Here is a 16,978-nt window from a genome sequence, read left to right on the forward strand (position 1 = left end):
CGGCCGCCTCCGCGCTCCGATCCCGCCTCACGACTGACCCCCCACCGCAGGGCGGCGCACGTACACCCGGTGAATGCCGCGATGCCAGACACTGACGGCGGCCGGGTTTCCGGGGTTCACGTAGAGTTCCCCGGTGGCCGTATACCCTGCGGGAGGCGCCTCGAGCACGGCGCGATAACGGCGTGGCCACGTCCGGACCATGATGGCGAACACGAGGCCCGCGCCCAAGAGGTAGCCGCCGATCGCCGGAAGGCGGATGCGAAAGAACGCGAGGGCCCCGAGGAGACTGGCCAGGCTGGTCAGCCCGATGACCCGCCGGCCCACGCGCACCGATCGAGAGGGCGGCAAGGCCCCGGGCTCCCGGAGGACCCGCGCTGAAAGCTGCCGAGCCGAGGCGCGCCACGTCCGCCGCATCATCACCCCGGTGACGAGTAAAATGGGGGGCGTAAACAATTGCATCAAGGTGGTGAAGCCCAGGCCCCAGTGGGGGTTGACATAGTGGATGAGGTACAAGGGATTGGCCCGGGTCGTTTCCCCGATGAATCCGCGGAGAATGGCGTAATAGAACATGGCGGACCAGAACTGATAACCCGGCGGCGGCGTCCGCCGATGCTCCATCCAGAAGTAGCGCGCCAGTAAGAACACGCCAATAAACGATCCCCACAACTGCTCCGGCCAGCGGCCAAACCCGAGTTGCGTCATGTGTCCGAGGACTTGGTGATCAAAAATGTTGCCAATCCGGACCATAAAAATACCCAACGCGATGCCGGGGACCGTCCAATCCATGATGTGATTGAACAACAGTGGCCGCCGTCTCAACTGCACCCAAAACGCCAGAAGACCAAAGAGCAGGGCCCCGTCGATGGCCAGACCGCCCTGCCAGATTTTCACCGTTTGCAGCGGATCCGTCCAGATCCATTGCGGATCATTGGCGAGCACGAACACGAAGCGCGCGCCGATGACCCCCCAAAGCACGGTCCAGGGGACCACATTGGATATTCGGTCTGGATCCTCCCCCCACTGCCGAGCACGTTCTAAGAGGTAGTATCCGCCCCCTAATATAGCCATGACCATGAAGATGCCGTACCAATGGACCCCCACGGGGCCGATTTTAAACGCGTAGGGATTTAACCAAGGAATATACACGCGCGTCCTCCTTTAACTGTGCTGGCGTCGACGGACTCCCCTGAGCCCCGCCCGTCCGGGGTCCGGCGGCCTCCCATCCGGTGCGATCGCGCGTCCGAATGCCTACCCGGGCCACATCTCGGTGAGCCCTCAAACCGTGGACCGCGTCCCACGCGCCGCCATGTCTCGGCGCCATGGGGGGGGCTACCATGCCGCGGAAGACGGTCGCCACGTGCGCCACTCCGCGATTCCTCGCGGAGATGGGGCGGTTCGGCACGTTCGAGCCAAGGCTTGTCCGCTTCACACCGTCTCCCACCCTGTGTCGCGGCCTTCCGGGCATAGGCGTTGAGGCATCCTCATCCCCGGAGACTCTCCTCGCGTTCACGCAGCAACGCCCGCAGATGCTCATATTCGCGCACCGAAATCTCGCCCCGGCGGAGCCGAATCGACAAAATCGCCTGCGGATCATCGTGGCGGATGGCCCCCCGCCACTGTGTCCACCACCCCCAGATCCCCGCGATCAACCCCAGGCTGAGGGCGAACCACACGAGGGCACTCCCCCACATGGCCCACGCCATCGATGATCCCATCATGGTCCCGCCCTCCTCCGGGATCCTGCCGTCCTGGAGCCGACCGGCCAACCGCCCCACCGGATTCCGCCAGGACGCCGTCCTACGCCGAACGGGGGGGTCCAGGCGACCACCGCCACGCGATTTCGCGGCGCGATCACGCCATCCCGGGGGGCCACGATCCGCTCCCGGAGCAGTATCGCCAATTGGGCCCGCTGCGCCTCCGTCGACAGATCCAAGAGGGTCGCCATCCCATCGAGCACGGTTTGCGGATCGCGCCAGACGTCACTCCGCGGGGGTTCTTCCACGATGCGCACATCCGCCACAATCCCCTGCTCCCACAGGAGCGAATAGAGATCACGAAACACGGGGCGCCGGCGCGGGTCGATCGGGGTGGAACCGGGCCCACAGATCCTGCAGTGCCGCCCATCGGTGCTCGACCGGGATCGCCACCACACAGCGCCGCGTGGCCACCGCCTCCATGGCCCGGATAAACGCGCGGGGGGCCGCGGAAAAGTGAATCACCCAGGCCGCCAAGGCCACCTCCACCGGAGCCACCGCCGCCGTGGGCCAGATTTCCGGCACCGTGTGGATCCGCGACGCCGCTGGGGACGCCCCTACCGCCTGGGCTAATTGCTCCCGCATGATCGCGGACGGCTCCACCGCCCAGACGTCGCAATCCGCTTCGGCTAACGGTACCGTAAAGCGGCCAATCCCGGCGCCGATGTCGACCACGGTCCGCTGAGGCCCCAGGGACTTCAGGACCTCGTGGGTAATGGCGTGGTCGCGATAATCGGACGCCGGCTGCCGTCGGAGCGCCTCCGCCATCCGCGCCATCGCGGTTTCGGGAAAGATGACGGGCTGCCAACGGGTCGAGTCACTCATTCGGATTCCCTTCCTCTCGTGCCGGTTTTCTTTTCACCCCACGTTCGCGGCGGGGGCGGGAGCCCGACCCTCGCCGGTGGTCACGGATTCCCGCGAACCGTCCCTCCGGGGTGTGAGGGCGCCTAATCCGCGGTCTGGCCCAAGTTCCCGGCCCGAATGGTGGCGGCCTCGGCCGGCGGGGGTTTTAACAATTTCAAGACCTGATCTACAAACGCCTCGGGATCGGGCAGCTGGACGAAGCGATTCCAGTGCCGCTCAAACCCAATGGTGGACACCGGTTTGGGACTCAAAAACAACCCGCCGCAGGCCGACGCGCCATAATGGGCGGGATACAGTTCCGTCGTATCCGGCAGGGTGAGAATTTTGCCGTGGATCGAGTGATATTGATCCACGGCCGCGTCCCGGATTCGCGCTGGCGTCGCCTCCACCAGATCGGGGCGCCCCACGTCGCCCACAAATAACGATCGCCACTCAAGATCAACCACGGCTCGGGTGACCGCGTCCGGTCGGTCACCACCAAGGACAGGCTATCCGGGGTATGCCCAGGCGTCTCCCAGACCTGCACGTGGACCTGGCCGAGGTCGATCGCATCGTCCTGATGCAACGGGTTCACGGCATAGGCGACGGGCGCTCGATGACTGAGCGACACCCGGATCCCGAGTTTGTCGGCGAGCTCGCGCGCCGCCGACGGATGGTCGGCATGGACATGGGTTTCCACGACCGCGGTGATCGCGAGACCCCAGTCCGCCGCCTCCAAAATGTAGCTATCGGCTCCGAGTTGGCCTAAGGGATCCACGACCAGGCCCTGCCCCACCACGTCATCCCCGACGAGAAAGGAGGCGCAACCCCGCGTATGATCCCACAGCGGCACAAAGATCATGGCCGTTCCCCTCCCCGTCGTGTCATCCTACACCGCCGCATCCGGTCGATGATGACCTCGGCGGCCCCTGCTTTCGGATCAGACATCCCTAAAATCTCCTCCTTTGTTCCGAGGATCGCGCCCTGTGGCGCGCGTCCCGCCGCCTGCTCAGATCCGCCCCTGCGCAGGTCTTCGGGCCTGTGGTTCCGGCTGGGGTTAGGCTCCCCGGACCGCACGCCCGCGAATCACGGGGAGAATCCCCCCGCTCCGGGCACTGTCGCACGCGGTCAACCGCAACGGGGAGTGGGTGACGGCCGTGTGGACGTCTCGGGTCAACCGACAGCCTCCCCCCACGCGCCGCCACACCGGCTCGATGCCGTGCTGGACCCACCGGACCCCCGGCTGGGGACTCACCACGTGTTCCAAAAACAGATACTGGCCACCCGGCGTCAGCACCCGGGCCACTTCCCGCAAGACGCGCGCCACATCCACCACACTGCAGAGGACCAAGGTGCTAATCACGGTGTCAAAGGATTCCGGATCAAACGGCATGGCTTCGGCGGGCCAGGCCACCACCGGCAGGTCGGGATACCGGCGCGCCAAGGTGCGCCGCATGGTCGCATCGGGCTCCAGCAAGATCAACGCGGCCACCCCCTCGCCGAGGGCAGGAACATCCAATCCCGTCCCCGCCCCCAGGATGAGGGTCCGGCCCACCGCCTGGGCATTTTGCTGCCGTCGGGCCTGTCCCACCGCGCGCTCTAAGAACCGCTCCGTGTAAGGATACCACCGGCTAAACCGGGGATGGTCGACCCAACGGGCGGCGCCCGGTCCGCGTCGGTCCGCGCCGCCCATAATCAGGACACCACAAACTGGCCGACCATGCCGTGCGCCGCGTGACCGGGCACTGGGCAAATGTAGTGGTAAGTCCCAGCCGTCGCCGCCGTAAACTGCGTGCTCCGGTGGTACTGGCCTTGGCTCGTCTCCGGCAAAATGGGCATGACAAAGGATCCGGAGAAGGCCGCCGTTCCCTGCATCATGGCCATCTCTTGAAAGGGCGGGGTCGCTTTGGTGACCTCGAATCCATGCATGTAGCCCTGGTCGGCATTGACGAGGTCCACGGTGACGTGGGCCCCCTGCGGCACCACCACGGTCGGGTTGATGAGCCCGTCAATCTCCCACTGCATGCCCGGGAGGTGCAGGGCCGCCGGGGCCGCCAAGGGCACGAGGAGGTCCTGCGTGTTATGGTACGTGATGGTGTTGGTCGCCCGGTCGATGGTGACGCCCCGCTCGCTCTGCTGCACGAGCGCCGCCACGTGGCCCGGTGTCCACACCGACCCCGACGCCGCCGCCATCATCCCGGATCCGCCGGATCCGACGTAGCCCATCACGGCGTGTGTGTTGCCCATGTATTGATTCATCGCCGCCGCCATCCCGCCGGTCGACCCGCCGCCCATCATGGCGCTCATACTGGCCCCGCTTCCTCCAGGCGACACCGCCCCTGACGTCGCCGGGCGCACCGACGTGCCATGCGCTGCCGCCCAAGCCACCCCGCCGACGGTACCCGCCGCCATGAGACCGAGCCCCACGGCCAATCCACTCCATCGCTTCATATCTGTCCGCTCCCTTATCATGTCTTGTCTCCGGTCTCCTCCATCGCGACTGCGCCCCCACCGGGGGACCAGCCGCTGTGCGGGGCCCTCCTGGCCACCCCGACGGGGGCGCACCCCAGGCCTAGCGTCCCATCCGGCTGCTCATGGCGCCGACAGTCCCCATCACGGCACCCACCCCCGGTCTGGCGCGACTCCACCGCCGACGCCTGCGATCAACAGGCCCAACCCCATCACGAGGCCTCGGTATCGCTGTCGCAACGTTCCCGCCTCCTTCGATCGCTGGTCTCCCGCAGTCTAATCGCGCAAGTGCGCCCGAAGCTCCTCATATACATCCGGCGTAATCTCGCCCCGAGCCAAGCGCAACTGCAATTGGGCCAGCGGATCGTTCGATCGCCAGGGCTCCGACGAGCGCGGGGGTAGCAACGCACGAATCGCCCAGACAATGAGCACAATGACGCCGGCCAAAATGAGTAAGCCGAAGAGCCCCATGATCCACATCCCCGCGAAACCGCCCGCCCCCAGCAATCCCATCATGCTGATGCCCTCCTCTCGATGAATCCTCCTCAGGATACCCGCGTCGTGTGACGACGGTGTCACCGTCCTGTCACAATTTCGTCACAATCATTCCGCGTGACATATTTTTTGGCCACCGCCCGGCATCCCGGGCCTTTTTCCCGCGTTGGTCATGCGTTTACGAGTCGATGCCCTACCTCCATAAGACCGCCAATCCGCAGCCATCGCCACCAACGCCCACAACTGGGACGCGCCAGCGCGCGGCACCCACCGCGGCGGTATATTCGATCGAAACAGCGGATAAGCTAATGCCAGGGGAACGGATGCAGTGGCACTCGGGTGATGCGTGGTTCCTGCTCTGAGAAGGGAACGCGCCTCATGTGGGGGCGTCACGGCGGGCGTTGCCTGTGCCATCGTCTAGTGGGGCAAGATTTCGGGGTGTTCGGCGGGGTAGGCTTGCGCGGAGACGCGGTCGTCGGATCCCGGCGGTTGACCGCCCGGGGCACCGTGCAGATTCAAGATGTTTGGCTAATTTTATTTGTCATGACTGACGCTAAGGATTTCAAAGAGTTTTGGCATATATCAGGCGAATCTTTAGTGGCAGTACGGCAGGACCCAAGGGGTACTCTCGTTCGGCCGTTCGCCCAACGAGAATCGCGGTCTTTGCGGTTCCCTGAGTTCAGGGAACGGTCTCCTGCCACCCGTCAGTTATGCCATGTCAGTTGAGTCGACACGGAGGACTAACCCTCTTGGCAATGATGGTCACCGCTGCCAAAGATTGTTCGCGCCAACATCCAAGACTCCGGAGGTTCTATCGGTGCCCACTGTAATTAAACCTGACATGACATTAAGGCCGTGGACAGACCCTAAGGCAACCGCGTTCTCGCTATCCAGACCATCATCGCGGCGGCCGCCATCCCCCACACGATCAACGCCCGGGTAAAGCCGAGCGACAGCGTACGACTAAACCCCAGGCTGCCCGGCCCAAAGCCCACGAATAGGCACAACACATGGAGTCCCTCGCGAGGTCCCGCGGGGCCGCCAGATCCGTCACAATGCCCGTCAGCAACGGCTGCGTCACACGTCATACCCTATCCAGAACGGGATCACCGCGATTTTGGGGAGGAGTTCTGGTGCGGGGACAGCCAACCTGATGACAGAGGTCACCGCCAGTCTAGAGGGAATGATCCGCCAGCGTCCCCATTGGTCGGAGAGGCGCCCAATGAGGGGCCGCGAACACAAACCCCGGGATGCCATAGCCGAACAATGCCAGACCGACGCCCACCTCGCTGAGATGGTATCGGGTGACAAAAACCATCCCACGCCAGGTATCGATGCCGGAGTGGGATCCCGTTGAAGAGGACAGAGGCATAAGTCCGGGCCCCCCGCGGGTGGCGAACCAGACTGAGCCTGACCCACCCGACGTGGCTGAGGGGCATCGGGTGACGGCATCCTGCCTGATCGGCGAGGGTGGTCCGGTAATGCCAGAGGACCACACCAACGCCCGTGTCCAATCCCACCACCCGGAGGAACAGCCCACGCCAAGTCACGACTGGTTCGAGCACCGCGCCCCGGAGGCACTCAACGCCATCCCCCCGACCATTGGCCCCGAACACCCACCCGAGTGCGCGCCCGCGATCGTAATAAGGAAAGCGATCGCCAACCGTCGCCAACGCGATGGGCGCCACCCCGCCGGTCCACCCGGTCCAAGAAATGAGTGTGGTAGTAGCCCCATAGGGAATCAAATTTTTTTTGCGTACGCCAGTCGCATGTGACCGGGGTGTTGGCCGGGCGTGGTATCCTGGCGTTCAAAAGGCATGAAGGAAGGTCTGGCGGATGGTCATGCAGGGGACGCCGGCGGTGTCCGTGAATCCGTTGATGCTGTTTTATGTGTGGAATGGGGTGGTCGCGTTGGCGCTGGTGGTCGGCGGCGGCACCCTCTGGGTGGCCCATCGGACGTCCTATCCGCATCCGCGAGTCGACCGCGAGCCACGGGCGCGCCAAATCCTCCTGGTGGGGCTCGGCGGTCTCTGGATTGTGGATGGCCTGTTGCAGGCGCAACCGTTGATGGTGACCGCCTTCGTGCGCGGGTTGCTCGTACCGTTGCTCCCGGGTCAACCCCCCCTCGTGGCGGCCGTGGTCCAGGAGAGCATGCGACTCTGGCGCCTCCATCCGCTGGCCTGGGATCTTGGGGCGGTGTGGCTCCAAATTGGGCTGGGGTGCGCCATTCTCCTCGGCGGCGGCACCCGATGGCGGCGGGTGGCGCTCTGGATGTCCACCGGATGGGGCCTCCTCGTCTGGATTGCGGGCGAGGGCGTGGGCAGTCTCCTGGCGGGCGGCGGGTGGTTTGTGGGGAGTCCCGGCTCCGCCATTTTATATGCCCTCGCAGCCGGGCTTTTGCTTTTGCCTCCTACCGCGTGGGTGCATCCGCGCAGTGCCGACTGGGGCCGTCAAGGGATGGCTGGCTTGTGGCTCGTCCTTGCGGGGCTTCAGGCATGGCCCCCCTCGGGTTGGTGGTCCCGCCAACTCAGCACCGTCATCCTCAACCAAGCCCGGATGCCCCAACCGGCGGTGGTCTCGGCCCCCTTGTATGCCGCCGTCCACCTCATCGCCCCATCACCCCGGCTCTGGAATGCCGCGATGGTCGGTCTGTTCCTCCTCCTCGCGGCCGTGTGGGGATGGCGCCGCCCGACGCGCTTCACGTGGTCGCTCACCGTAGGCGCGACCTTTGTGACCTGGTGGGTGGGGCAAGACCTGGGTGTCTTCGGCGGCATGGGGACTGACCCCAATAGCGGGGCCATCGTGCTCTTAGGCCTTATGGCCTATGCCGGATTCGGATTCCCCTCCTCGGGCCTTTCCAACCATGACCGTGGCCTACGTCAGTCATGGCTCGCGGTGGCCGCCGGCGCGGAACTCGGCGCGAGTGATCCCCCGTAGACTTCAGCAGCCGGCCCGCGGCCACGATCCTCCTGGATGGCACTGACAGGAGCCCGGTCTTGGAGCGGTTATGCAACCCGCATGGGATGGAACTCTCGGCGCGCGCGGGCCACCGCGAGCGCCCGGTGCCCACACCTGTGCTTGTGGGCAGCCCTGTGCGTCGCCTCCGCCAGTCGGCGCAGCCCGACCCCCTCGTGGAACGGGAACCGGGTAAGCGACAGATTCGCATGGGGGCGGGCTAGACACATGCCATACTTTCCTCCGTGGCCACTCAGCGGCCGTACATAAGGAGACCATTCATGGACGGGGCGCATGGCGCGGATACGCGGTGGCTCATCATCGACGATGATCCTGGTATCGTCGAGGTCTTACGGGCACTCTGCGGCCGCCAGATAGCCCCTCGTCCAGGCCTAGGCCTGCCGATACCGGGCGTACCAAGCCGGATCCGCCTGGCACACCGGCATCCCGTTGAATTACGAAGCGTGGATTTGGAGCGGGCCGGCATGAATCACAACCCCGCCCAACGTGTCTTTCACCGGGCGCATGCGCTCGGCGTGTTCCACCAGTGCGGCGACACGGTCCTGTGGGCTCGGCGAATCAATGGTAATCGTATAGCGAATCTCCAGGAATCCGGGCCGGACCATCGGATTCACGCCCGTAAAGCCATCGGGATCGAGGTCCCCTTCGACGTGAATCACCACGTGCGATAGCACGACCTCATGCAGGGGGGCAAACGAGGCCAGCAGGACGTTCAAGCACCCGCCCAGTCCCGCGAGCACCAATTCCACGGGGTTGGCTCCCTGATCGGCCCCACCCCACGTGACCGGTTCATCAATCGTCATCTGATGCTGCCGAATCTGCGCCCGGGATTGTACTCCGTGTTGCACCCATTCCACATCCGTCGAGAGCATAGTTTTCGCCATCAAGCACCGCCTCCTTGCCTTTCGTCTTGGGACCGCGTCCGGATCTGCCGATGGGCTTCCACGGCACGGATCCGCCGATCCCCCGACGCTGCCGCTATCATACACGAATAAAATCCGAGTAACAAGATCGGAATACTAGTATGAAACAAGAAGAGCAGCCTCCCCATGTACGCCAAACGCCGCTGGTCGTCCCACCTCAGTAGGGCTGCCTAGCCTGCGACGTGCTCCATCGTCCTCCGCCAGACCCCGGAAACGGTAGTCTTGCGGCCTCGCCAGCCAACCGTCTGGTTCTGTGCTGACCATTCACCCCTTTTATTCTTCGTGCGCTTCTTCCCTCGCCTCGCGTGCTTCCCGCACCACCCAATAGGTGATAAGGAGCGCAGCCAGGGGATCGACCCAAGTCCAGTGAAAGGCCCAGTTCGCGACCAGACTTATTAAGGCCGTGGCCGCCATCCACGCACACACCACACTTTCGGCGGCATCCGCCTGCAAGGCCACGCTTCCCAAAGCACGTCCCAGCGCACGTTTAGTTCCGGCAATCCAGAACATCAGCCCCACAGAAACCGCTGCCAGGACGATCCCCAGGGGGCTCGGGGCTTCGCGGAGATGGCCAAACAGTTCCCACGCCGCAGCCCCGATGAGGTATAGCGCCAACAATCCCAAGAGCGCAGCGGCCCATCGGGCGGCCCGATGCTCAGCCGCCTCCACGGTGTCGGCATCACCCCCGCGCACCTGGACGGTCAAACGCTGCACTAAAATGCTAGCGGACAACAGCTCAATCAGGCTATCGGCACCAAACCCGGTTAACGCGACGGAGCGGGCGTGTACTCCAGCCCAGAGAGCGCCAGCCGCCTCGATGACCATCTATATTAAAGCACCTTAATCTTTTCAGGATTTTCCATCCTCAAAGGATCTAGGCTGATCGATGGCGAAGACCCTCTGTCAAGGAGGGATTCCCGATGGTGAAAGTCACCCAGTCCCACGGCTATACTGTGCGCGCACTCCGCCAATTAGAGAAAAAAAAACCCCGAAGGCCCGGATCCGACTCCGACTCATGGCGGTTCGACTCGTCTGGGAAGGCTATCCGGCCGCGTCCGCGGCCGACATTCTGGGCGTGTCGGCGCGCACCGTGAGTACCTATGTCCGCGCTTGGAATGCGGGAGGACCGGAGGCCTTGGTCCCGCGCCACAGTCCCGGGCAGCCCACAAAAATCCCAGGTGCCATCGAAGCCGAGATTCTGACAGCTCTTGAGTCGTCCCCCGCTGCGGTGGGCTATGGGATTGCCGCCAACTGGGATTCCCGGGTGCTCCAAGCTTTTGTCCGGGATCGCTACGAGATCACGATGTCGCGCGGCGGTCTCCGCCGCTGGTTGCACCGGCACGGGTTCAGCTGGACGCGCCCGACGTATGTCCTGGCCAAGGCCGACCCCGCCCGACAAACCGAATTTCGGAAGGAACTCGCGGCGTTAAAAAAAACGCCACCGACGACGACATCATAGTCTTTCAGGACGAGGCCCATATCCGTGATTATCAGGCGATCGGTGCCACCTGGTATCTTCAAGGGCAACAAAAGCACGTCTTGACGACCGGCAAGCACGCCAGCGCAACGCTCTTTGGCGCCGTCGCGCCCGCGACGGGTCAGATTGTTATCACCGAAGCCGACCAGGCCACGGCCGAGACGTTTCAGACTTTCCTGGAAACCCTTCGCGCCACCTTTCCTGACAAGACCGTCCATCTGGTGTTGGATAACGCCAAGATTCATCATGCAAAGATCCTGCAACCCTATCTGGAGGACCACCCCGAACTCGATTTACGGTTTTTACCGCCGTACTCCCCCAACCTGAACAATACCGAGCGGCTATGGAAGTGGCTCCGCGAAAAGGTGATTCTCAACACCTACTTTCCCGACCTGGAGGCCATCCGACGCGCCATTGCACGCTTTCGAGACTACCTGACGACCGTCCCCGAGGAAATTCAGTCCCGCTTGGGCCGAGTTGCCACTTAGAACCGGAAAAGATTAAGGCTCATTCATATAGCCAATGGACATCCACTCCAGCCGGAGTGCTCGGCGCACCATCGCCGTCGTCTCCATACGTTTGCACAACCTCCCACGATCGTATTTTATGGAATCCCTAGCCAACATGGCTGGGGATTCGTCCACCCTCACCCCCGTACAACCCGCATCCGCCAGCCAACGGGCCGATGTTCCGGTTCCGCAACCCACATCCACCACCCGCTCTCCCGGGCGAGGGTCCAACAATGCACTGACGATCTGACGCTCGATCGCCTCCACAAACGAGCCCAACGGCGTAGCACAAAACGCCATCATAGCGATCCGCGACGGCATCAAAGCGCGTCATGGGTTTTCCTTCCCTCTCCCGGAGTGCAGTCGGCGCATGAGGGCGCCCAGACGGCAGCATTCACCGTATGCCCCGCATGCCCCTGCGGCCACACCCCGCGCCATCAGCGGACCCACACCCAAGACCGACACCACGGTCGTTACGGAACGTCCCCGGAGAAAACGTGTCCGGATGTTCGGTGTCCAGGAGATCCTCAACGAGTCGCTCGAACTCGGATTTCGCGATGAGTCCCTGCGCATAGCGCTCCCGCGCCAGGGCCAAGGGATCCAAGGACGGGCGACTCGACGAATCCTTCCGGTGTCCGTTCACCCCGCGAGTGACGAGAGCCCAGACCACGGAGATGATCATGCCCATTCCCACGAGCGGAAAAATCCAGCCCCAGCCCATTATCATCGGCACAATGCCCACGTCCCTTCCGGAATGACTGCTCTCCGCTTAACGCTTGCCAGGCGGTTCACCTGGCGCACGACACTCTCGACAGCCATCGGAACGCCCCTGCGGGACCGACCGGAGATCTCGGACACCGGCCGTGCCGCCGTCACGGAAGCGCCGCCCGTCTCTGGGTGGATCTACCACCATTGCGCCCACCAGTGACGCTCAAACGCCACCTTGCCGGCGTGCCAATGCCGCCCAGGTTTATACGCGTGGACGGCGGGTGTCGGCTCGGCATAAAAATTGCCGCGGGCAAAGCCGGCGATGCCCCGCCCCATTTCAATGAAACATTCGCCGACGCCGTCGAACGTCGGTCCGGTCTCGCGCCCTGTGATTCGGCGCGCGATGAGGTCCGCCACCACTTCCCCCTGACGGTGGGCAAAAACCCCAGCCTTAGGAAGAGGCTTTCCCAGCGCCAACGGAATGCCGGTGACGTCCCCAATGGCGAAGACGTCCCGAAATCGGGTTTCCAAGGTGTGGGGATCGACCGCCACCCAGCCGTCGGCGGGCGCCAGACCCGCCTCGGCCACCACGGTGGGCACCCGGTGGGGCGGCACATAGGCCAAGAGGTCATACGAGACCGCTGTCGCTTCTTGGAACGTCAGAACCCGAGCCGACGCATCGACCTCGGAGACGACGTGTTGAGGCTGGTAGGCGATGCCGCGCTCCGTGAGGGCATTCACCACGGCCTGACTGACGGCGGGCCCCGCCACCCCCATCGGGGCGGGTTCGGCCGCCCAGACCTCGACGCTCACCCGATCGCGGCGATGGCGCTTGCGGAGCACCCCATCGATCAGCATGGCCGCCTCATACGGAGCTGCCGGGCACTTAAAGGGGACCCGGCTGATGAGCACGACTACGCGGCCCTGGTCCACGGTTTGCAATTGCTCCCAGACCGCCTGCGCACCGGCCACCGTATAGAAATTGCCCGGTTCGTCCGTCAATCCCGGCACCAAAGACGGGTCGAGATCGGCCCCCAGCGCGATAATCAGCGCATCGCCCGCCCAACGGACATCGCCGCTGACCACGGCTTTGTCGGTCGGCTCTATGGCCGTAATGGGCCCGTGGACGACGGTGATCTTCCGCTCCTTCAGCGCGGTCAAGGGGCGCTGGACCTGGTCCGCGTGGCGCGTCCCTGTCATCAGCCACAAGAGCGACGGCCAAAAGGTGTGCATAGGACTTTGGTCAAAGACCACAATCTCATCGGAATCAGCCAGCTGGCGGCGGAGGCGGTGGGCGGACGCCAACCCCCCGACACCGGCTCCGGCAATCAGCACGCGTGCCATCACCATTCCTCCTGGTTTCGTTTTAGTACACGATGACCTTGTCGGCCCATAGGGTCCAACGACTTAATTCATCCATCGAGCCCCGATGCACGCCCGGAATTAAGGCCTCATCCGGGAGCGCCCGGGCGTCCATGCAGGACCCGCACGCCCCGACCTCCACTCCCTGGCGAATGGCAATACTCACCATCCGTTCTACGTTATAGTAGCCTCGCGGCACGATTTGCCCTTGCCGTGCACATTGCACGGCGTCGGCCATCAAAAAGAGTTTCACCACAGTCTTGGGCTCTTTCGCCACCGCGTGGGTGTGGCGCAGCGCGTTATACGCCCGCTCCGTCCCGTACGGGGGATCGTTGACAACGAATAAGAGGTTCATCCCTCACACTCCTTGTGTTCTGATCATGGTAAACGTGGTGAGACCGCTTGGGTCAGCGCGGTCGCGGCCACGGCCAGGTCCTCAGCTGTGGTCTTGCGTCCCAGGCTCAACCGGACCAACCCGCGCGCGAGGGTCGGCGCGACGCCCAGCGCCCGCAGCGTCGGCGAGCCCGTGTCGTCCGGATGGTGGCAGGCCGACCCCGTGCCCGCACGAATCGCGGGACACGCGGCCAATAGCGCGGATCCGGTCCACGCGGGATGAGCCAGGGCCACCGTATTGGGGAGCCGGTCGGCTCCCGTGGCGAACACCGTGATGTCTGGGCACGTCTCCCGCAGCTGGACTTCCAGCGCATGGCGAAGCGCGGCTTGATGCCCGGGCCCATCCTGTTGAATCCACGCACGGGCCAATTGGGCGGCTTTTCCCAGTCCGACAATCAGGGGCACCGGCTCGGCGCCGCTGCGCCGTCCTTCTTGTTGACCGCCACCAGTCATCATCGGGGGCACGGTCACGCCCGGACGGATGTAGAGCGCGCCGATCCCTTTGGGGGCATAGAATTTGTGTCCGGCCACGGTCAAGAAATCGACGCCCAATTGCTCCACGTCGACCGGGATCTTCCCGACCGCCTGTGCTGCATCGGTATGCACCCAGGCCCCGACCACATGAGCCCGGCGGGCGACCTCGGCCACCGGTTGGAGGGTCCCGATCTCATTGTTGGCTAGCATGACGCTGACAAGTGCGGTCTGTTCGTCCAAGGCCGCGTCGAGGGCGTCCAAGCGGATGACGCCCTGTGCATCGACGGGAATGGTGACAATCTCGGCACCGAGCGATGCCAAGACGGCGGCCGTTTCCATCATAGCCGGATGTTCGATGGCCGAGAGGATGAGGCGGTGGCGGCGTGACCGCTGAGCCATCCACACCCCGCGGAGCACCCAATTGTTGCTTTCCGTGCCCCCACTGGTGAAGACGATGCTGTGAGGGTCGCGTTCCGCCCCGAGCAAGGCGGCCACGGCCGCCCGAGCCTGCTCAACCGCCACCTGAACCGTGAGGGCTTCCGGATAGGCGGCCGACGGGTTGTAAAAATGGTCCGTCCAGAAGGGGGCCATGGCGGCCACCACCTGCGGATCCACGGGGGTCGTGGCATTAAAGTCCGGGTATCCGTATTTGGGTGCGCTGCGAAGGCGCACGGCTTGGGGACAAGCCGTGGCCGAACTATGCGAGAGATGAGGGATGGCCCCTCGAAGTCGCCTTGCAGGAGGAGATTTCAAACCACCGTCAGCGGCTGGGGTCAAAAGCCCCGGTCGTGAGCGTGACGGGAAAAGGCCCCGCCAGACGGGGTCAGGTGTGTGCCCGGGAGCTGAACGTCAGTGAACCCCTGACGAGGTGTCGAAAGGATAGAGACGTCATCGAAACCGGGGTCCCGAAATTACCCCGGGACAGGGTGGAGAGGGAACCTGTCTACTGGCTCCACGGTGGCCGGCATGAAGGGGGCAGGACCCGGGCGCAGGCTCTGGCATGGAACGCAGGAACCTTCGTTGCGATGGTAAGGGAAAATGCCGAGCGGTGCCCCGTGAGGCAGAAAGTACCAAAGCGCAACAAGGGACGGAGGCTCTTGTAGTAGTGATGAACCCGCGTAATGGCGGGGGAGCGAAGGGGAGCCAGTATCGAGGGACGAGACATGTCGTCAACCAATGGGGAGGAACGCATGGACAAGCCCAAACCTTATGCTATTCCGAAGTGGCTGGTGTATCAAGCATATGAACGCGTGAAAGCGAATCATGGGGCGGCCGGAGTGGATGGCGAAAGCCTAGCACGGTTCGAGGAGCACCTCAAGGACAACCTGTATAAAATCTGGAACCGCATGTCCTCCGGGAGCTACTTTCCCCCGCCGGTGAAGGCGGTGGAAATTCCCAAGAAGACGGGGGGTGTCCGAATTTTAGGGGTGCCGACGGTGGCCGACCGCATCGCGCAGATGGTGGTTAAGTTGACCTTCGAGCCATTGGTCGAACCCCACTTTCATCCCGACTCGTTCGGGTATCGCCCCGGACGGTCGGCGCATGATGCGTTGGCCCAAACCCGCCAACGCTGTTGGCGGTACGATTGGGTCTTGGAGTTTGACATTAAAGGGCTGTTTGACAACATTCCGCATGACCTCCTCATGAAGGCGGTGCGGCAGCACACCCAAATTCCGTGGGTGTTACTCTACATCGAACGGTGGCTAGTGGCCCCCCTGCAACAGGCCGATGGCACGCATATTCCTCGAACCCGGGGCACTCCGCAGGGGTCGGTGGTCAGTCCGGTGTTGGCGAATCTGTTTCTCCACTACGCCTTTGATGTCTGGATGGATCGGCGGCACGCCGACCAGCCGTTTGAACGCTATGCCGATGATGCCGTGGTGCATTGTCGATCATATGCGGCCGCGGCCCGACTCAAGACGGATCTGGCGGCCCGGCTGGCCGCCTGTGGACTGGAACTGCATCCCACGAAAACCCGGATTGTCTACTGCAAGGACAACCATCGGCGCGGAACCTATCCCGAGATAAGCTTTGACTTTCTCGGCTATACGTTTCGCCCGCGACGCGCCAAGAACCGGTATGGGGAATACTTCACCAACTTCACGCCCGCCGTCAGCCGAGCGGCTCAGAAGGCCATGCGGCAAACCATCCATGATTGGCGCTTACACCTTAAGGTGGGCTGGAGCCTCACGGATTTGGCCCGCATGGTCAATCCGATTGTGCGGGGCTGGATGCAGTATTACGGCCGGTTTTACCAATCGGCCCTGTATCCGGTCCTGCGCCATCTGAATCGCATGTTGGTGCGCTGGGTGGAATGGAAGTACAAGAAGTTGCGCGGCCATACGCGTCGGGCCGAGCATTGGCTAGGCCGTGTCGCGCACCATGACCCACGCTTGTTCGTACACTGGCAACACGGACGACTCCCGGCAATGGGTCGGTACGGGAGCCGGATGAGCTGAGAGGTTCACGTCCGGTTCTGGGAGGGCCTCGGGGTGCGATTCCCCGGGGCTACTCGCCTGATTGATTTGCCGGTTTAATCCAGTCATGTAATCACCGTGTTAAATCGTATTATGTGATTGATCGGCGGGAGATGTT

20 protein-coding genes are annotated in these 16,978 nt (G+C 63.7%); 5 read left to right on the forward strand and 15 right to left on the reverse strand.

What is annotated here, in order from left to right; translation table 11 throughout:
- Window positions 1-27 precede the first annotated feature (27 nt).
- The 9 genes from HIJ39_RS04210 to HIJ39_RS04245 form a co-directional block, all read right to left on the reverse strand.
- Window positions 28-1,146: a prolipoprotein diacylglyceryl transferase gene (locus tag HIJ39_RS04210; protein ID WP_338055068.1), complete on the reverse strand. Its 1,119-nt coding sequence runs from the start codon at window positions 1,144-1,146 to the stop codon at window positions 28-30.
- A gap of 335 nt (window positions 1,147-1,481) precedes the next feature.
- On the reverse strand, window positions 1,482-1,718 hold the full coding sequence (locus tag HIJ39_RS04215; protein ID WP_169097031.1) for an SHOCT domain-containing protein: 237 nt from the start codon (window positions 1,716-1,718) through the stop codon (window positions 1,482-1,484).
- The gene (locus HIJ39_RS04220; protein ID WP_169097033.1) at window positions 1,715-2,020 is read right to left on the reverse strand and encodes a hypothetical protein; all 306 of its coding nucleotides are present in this window, start codon (window positions 2,018-2,020) and stop codon (window positions 1,715-1,717) included. Before HIJ39_RS04220 ends, HIJ39_RS04215 begins: the two co-directional genes overlap by 4 nt.
- 31 nt (window positions 2,021-2,051) lie before the next feature.
- Window positions 2,052-2,579 carry a class I SAM-dependent methyltransferase gene (locus HIJ39_RS04225; protein ID WP_169097036.1) on the reverse strand — a complete coding sequence of 176 codons (528 nt, stop codon included), beginning with the start codon at window positions 2,577-2,579 and terminating at the stop codon, window positions 2,052-2,054.
- A gap of 122 nt (window positions 2,580-2,701) precedes the next feature.
- Complete coding sequence (locus HIJ39_RS24005) at window positions 2,702-2,869, reverse strand: hypothetical protein (protein WP_243239329.1); 168 nt, start codon at window positions 2,867-2,869, stop codon at window positions 2,702-2,704.
- Window positions 2,866-3,459, reverse strand: coding sequence for an MBL fold metallo-hydrolase (locus HIJ39_RS04230; protein ID WP_243239330.1), 594 nt, complete (start codon window positions 3,457-3,459; stop codon window positions 2,866-2,868). Before HIJ39_RS04230 ends, HIJ39_RS24005 begins: the two co-directional genes overlap by 4 nt.
- A 195-nt stretch (window positions 3,460-3,654) precedes the next feature.
- Window positions 3,655-4,290, reverse strand: coding sequence for a class I SAM-dependent methyltransferase (locus tag HIJ39_RS04235; protein WP_169097038.1), 636 nt, complete (start codon window positions 4,288-4,290; stop codon window positions 3,655-3,657).
- A 2-nt stretch (window positions 4,291-4,292) separates the two neighbouring features.
- Window positions 4,293-5,048 (reverse strand): cupredoxin domain-containing protein, encoded by a 756-nt coding sequence (locus HIJ39_RS04240; RefSeq protein WP_169097040.1) that lies wholly within the window; start codon window positions 5,046-5,048, stop codon window positions 4,293-4,295.
- Window positions 5,049-5,342: 294 nt separating this feature from the next.
- Window positions 5,343-5,582, reverse strand: coding sequence for an SHOCT domain-containing protein (locus HIJ39_RS04245; protein ID WP_169097042.1), 240 nt, complete (start codon window positions 5,580-5,582; stop codon window positions 5,343-5,345).
- Window positions 5,583-7,403: 1,821 nt separating this feature from the next.
- Between HIJ39_RS04245 and HIJ39_RS04250 the strand changes: the two genes are divergently transcribed.
- Together HIJ39_RS04250 and HIJ39_RS04255 are read left to right on the forward strand one after the other, a co-directional pair.
- Window positions 7,404-8,498: a hypothetical protein gene (locus tag HIJ39_RS04250; RefSeq protein WP_169097044.1), complete on the forward strand. Its 1,095-nt coding sequence runs from the start codon at window positions 7,404-7,406 to the stop codon at window positions 8,496-8,498.
- Window positions 8,499-8,557: 59 nt separating this feature from the next.
- Entirely contained in the window at window positions 8,558-8,740 is a 183-nt protein-coding gene (locus HIJ39_RS04255; protein WP_169097046.1) for a hypothetical protein, read from the forward strand.
- 231 nt (window positions 8,741-8,971) lie between these two features.
- Here the strand turns inward: HIJ39_RS04255 and HIJ39_RS04260 are convergent, their stop codons facing one another.
- Together HIJ39_RS04260 and HIJ39_RS04265 are read right to left on the reverse strand one after the other, a co-directional pair.
- The gene (locus HIJ39_RS04260) at window positions 8,972-9,421 is read right to left on the reverse strand and encodes an OsmC family protein (protein WP_169097048.1); all 450 of its coding nucleotides are present in this window, start codon (window positions 9,419-9,421) and stop codon (window positions 8,972-8,974) included.
- Between the two features lie 312 nt (window positions 9,422-9,733).
- Entirely contained in the window at window positions 9,734-10,285 is a 552-nt protein-coding gene (locus HIJ39_RS04265) for a cation efflux transmembrane domain-containing protein (protein ID WP_169097050.1), read from the reverse strand.
- 61 nt (window positions 10,286-10,346) lie between these two features.
- Here HIJ39_RS04265 and HIJ39_RS04270 point away from each other — a divergent pair, with 61 nt between their 5' ends.
- Window positions 10,347-10,919, forward strand: a complete 573-nt coding sequence (locus HIJ39_RS04270; protein ID WP_275107256.1) for a winged helix-turn-helix domain-containing protein — start codon at window positions 10,347-10,349, stop codon at window positions 10,917-10,919.
- Between the two features lie 20 nt (window positions 10,920-10,939).
- A complete protein-coding gene (locus HIJ39_RS04275) occupies window positions 10,940-11,425 on the forward strand; it encodes an IS630 family transposase (RefSeq protein ID WP_338055071.1) in 486 nt (161 codons plus the stop codon).
- 12 nt (window positions 11,426-11,437) lie between these two features.
- On the opposite strand, the gene HIJ39_RS04280 is transcribed toward HIJ39_RS04275, so the two are convergent.
- From HIJ39_RS04280 to HIJ39_RS04295, 4 genes are all read right to left on the reverse strand, one after another.
- Entirely contained in the window at window positions 11,438-11,767 is a 330-nt protein-coding gene (locus tag HIJ39_RS04280) for a class I SAM-dependent methyltransferase (protein WP_169097056.1), read from the reverse strand.
- A 582-nt stretch (window positions 11,768-12,349) separates the two neighbouring features.
- Complete coding sequence (locus HIJ39_RS04285; RefSeq protein WP_169097059.1) at window positions 12,350-13,498, reverse strand: NAD(P)/FAD-dependent oxidoreductase; 1,149 nt, start codon at window positions 13,496-13,498, stop codon at window positions 12,350-12,352.
- A gap of 22 nt (window positions 13,499-13,520) precedes the next feature.
- The gene (locus HIJ39_RS04290; protein WP_169097061.1) at window positions 13,521-13,871 is read right to left on the reverse strand and encodes a DsrE/DsrF/TusD sulfur relay family protein; all 351 of its coding nucleotides are present in this window, start codon (window positions 13,869-13,871) and stop codon (window positions 13,521-13,523) included.
- Between the two features lie 23 nt (window positions 13,872-13,894).
- Window positions 13,895-15,055 (reverse strand): aminotransferase class V-fold PLP-dependent enzyme, encoded by a 1,161-nt coding sequence (locus tag HIJ39_RS04295; protein WP_169097063.1) that lies wholly within the window; start codon window positions 15,053-15,055, stop codon window positions 13,895-13,897.
- Window positions 15,056-15,573: 518 nt separating this feature from the next.
- Here HIJ39_RS04295 and ltrA point away from each other — a divergent pair.
- On the forward strand, window positions 15,574-16,842 hold the full coding sequence (gene ltrA / locus HIJ39_RS04300) for a group II intron reverse transcriptase/maturase (protein WP_169097065.1): 1,269 nt from the start codon (window positions 15,574-15,576) through the stop codon (window positions 16,840-16,842).
- Window positions 16,843-16,978: the final 136 nt, after the last annotated feature.

The sequence above is a fragment of the Sulfobacillus harzensis genome (assembly GCF_012933365.1).
Taxonomy (GTDB): Bacteria; Bacillota; Sulfobacillia; order Sulfobacillales; family Sulfobacillaceae; genus Sulfobacillus_B; species Sulfobacillus_B harzensis.

Bases quoted from the DNA above. Each gene is read 5' to 3' on its own strand.
- HIJ39_RS04215 (WP_169097031.1), bottom strand. From the start codon at position 1,718: ATGATGGGATCATCGATGGCGTGGGCCATGTGGGGGAGTGCCCTCGTG.
- HIJ39_RS04225 (WP_169097036.1), bottom strand. From the start codon at position 2,579: ATGAGTGACTCGACCCGTTGGCAGCCCGTCATCTTTCCCGAAACCGCG.
- HIJ39_RS04230 (WP_243239330.1), bottom strand. From the start codon at position 3,459: ATGATCTTTGTGCCGCTGTGGGATCATACGCGGGGTTGCGCCTCCTTT.
- HIJ39_RS04235 (WP_169097038.1), bottom strand. From the start codon at position 4,290: ATGGGCGGCGCGGACCGACGCGGACCGGGCGCCGCCCGTTGGGTCGAC.
- HIJ39_RS04240 (WP_169097040.1), bottom strand. From the start codon at position 5,048: ATGAAGCGATGGAGTGGATTGGCCGTGGGGCTCGGTCTCATGGCGGCG.
- HIJ39_RS04245 (WP_169097042.1), bottom strand. From the start codon at position 5,582: ATGATGGGATTGCTGGGGGCGGGCGGTTTCGCGGGGATGTGGATCATG.
- HIJ39_RS04250 (WP_169097044.1), top strand. From the start codon at position 7,404: ATGCAGGGGACGCCGGCGGTGTCCGTGAATCCGTTGATGCTGTTTTAT.
- HIJ39_RS04260 (WP_169097048.1), bottom strand. From the start codon at position 9,421: ATGGCGAAAACTATGCTCTCGACGGATGTGGAATGGGTGCAACACGGA.
- HIJ39_RS04265 (WP_169097050.1), bottom strand. From the start codon at position 10,285: ATGGTCATCGAGGCGGCTGGCGCTCTCTGGGCTGGAGTACACGCCCGC.
- HIJ39_RS04270 (WP_275107256.1), top strand. From the start codon at position 10,347: ATGGCGAAGACCCTCTGTCAAGGAGGGATTCCCGATGGTGAAAGTCAC.
- HIJ39_RS04280 (WP_169097056.1), bottom strand. From the start codon at position 11,767: ATGCCGTCGCGGATCGCTATGATGGCGTTTTGTGCTACGCCGTTGGGC.
- HIJ39_RS04285 (WP_169097059.1), bottom strand. From the start codon at position 13,498: ATGGCACGCGTGCTGATTGCCGGAGCCGGTGTCGGGGGGTTGGCGTCC.
- HIJ39_RS04290 (WP_169097061.1), bottom strand. From the start codon at position 13,871: ATGAACCTCTTATTCGTTGTCAACGATCCCCCGTACGGGACGGAGCGG.
- ltrA (WP_169097065.1), top strand. From the start codon at position 15,574: ATGGACAAGCCCAAACCTTATGCTATTCCGAAGTGGCTGGTGTATCAA.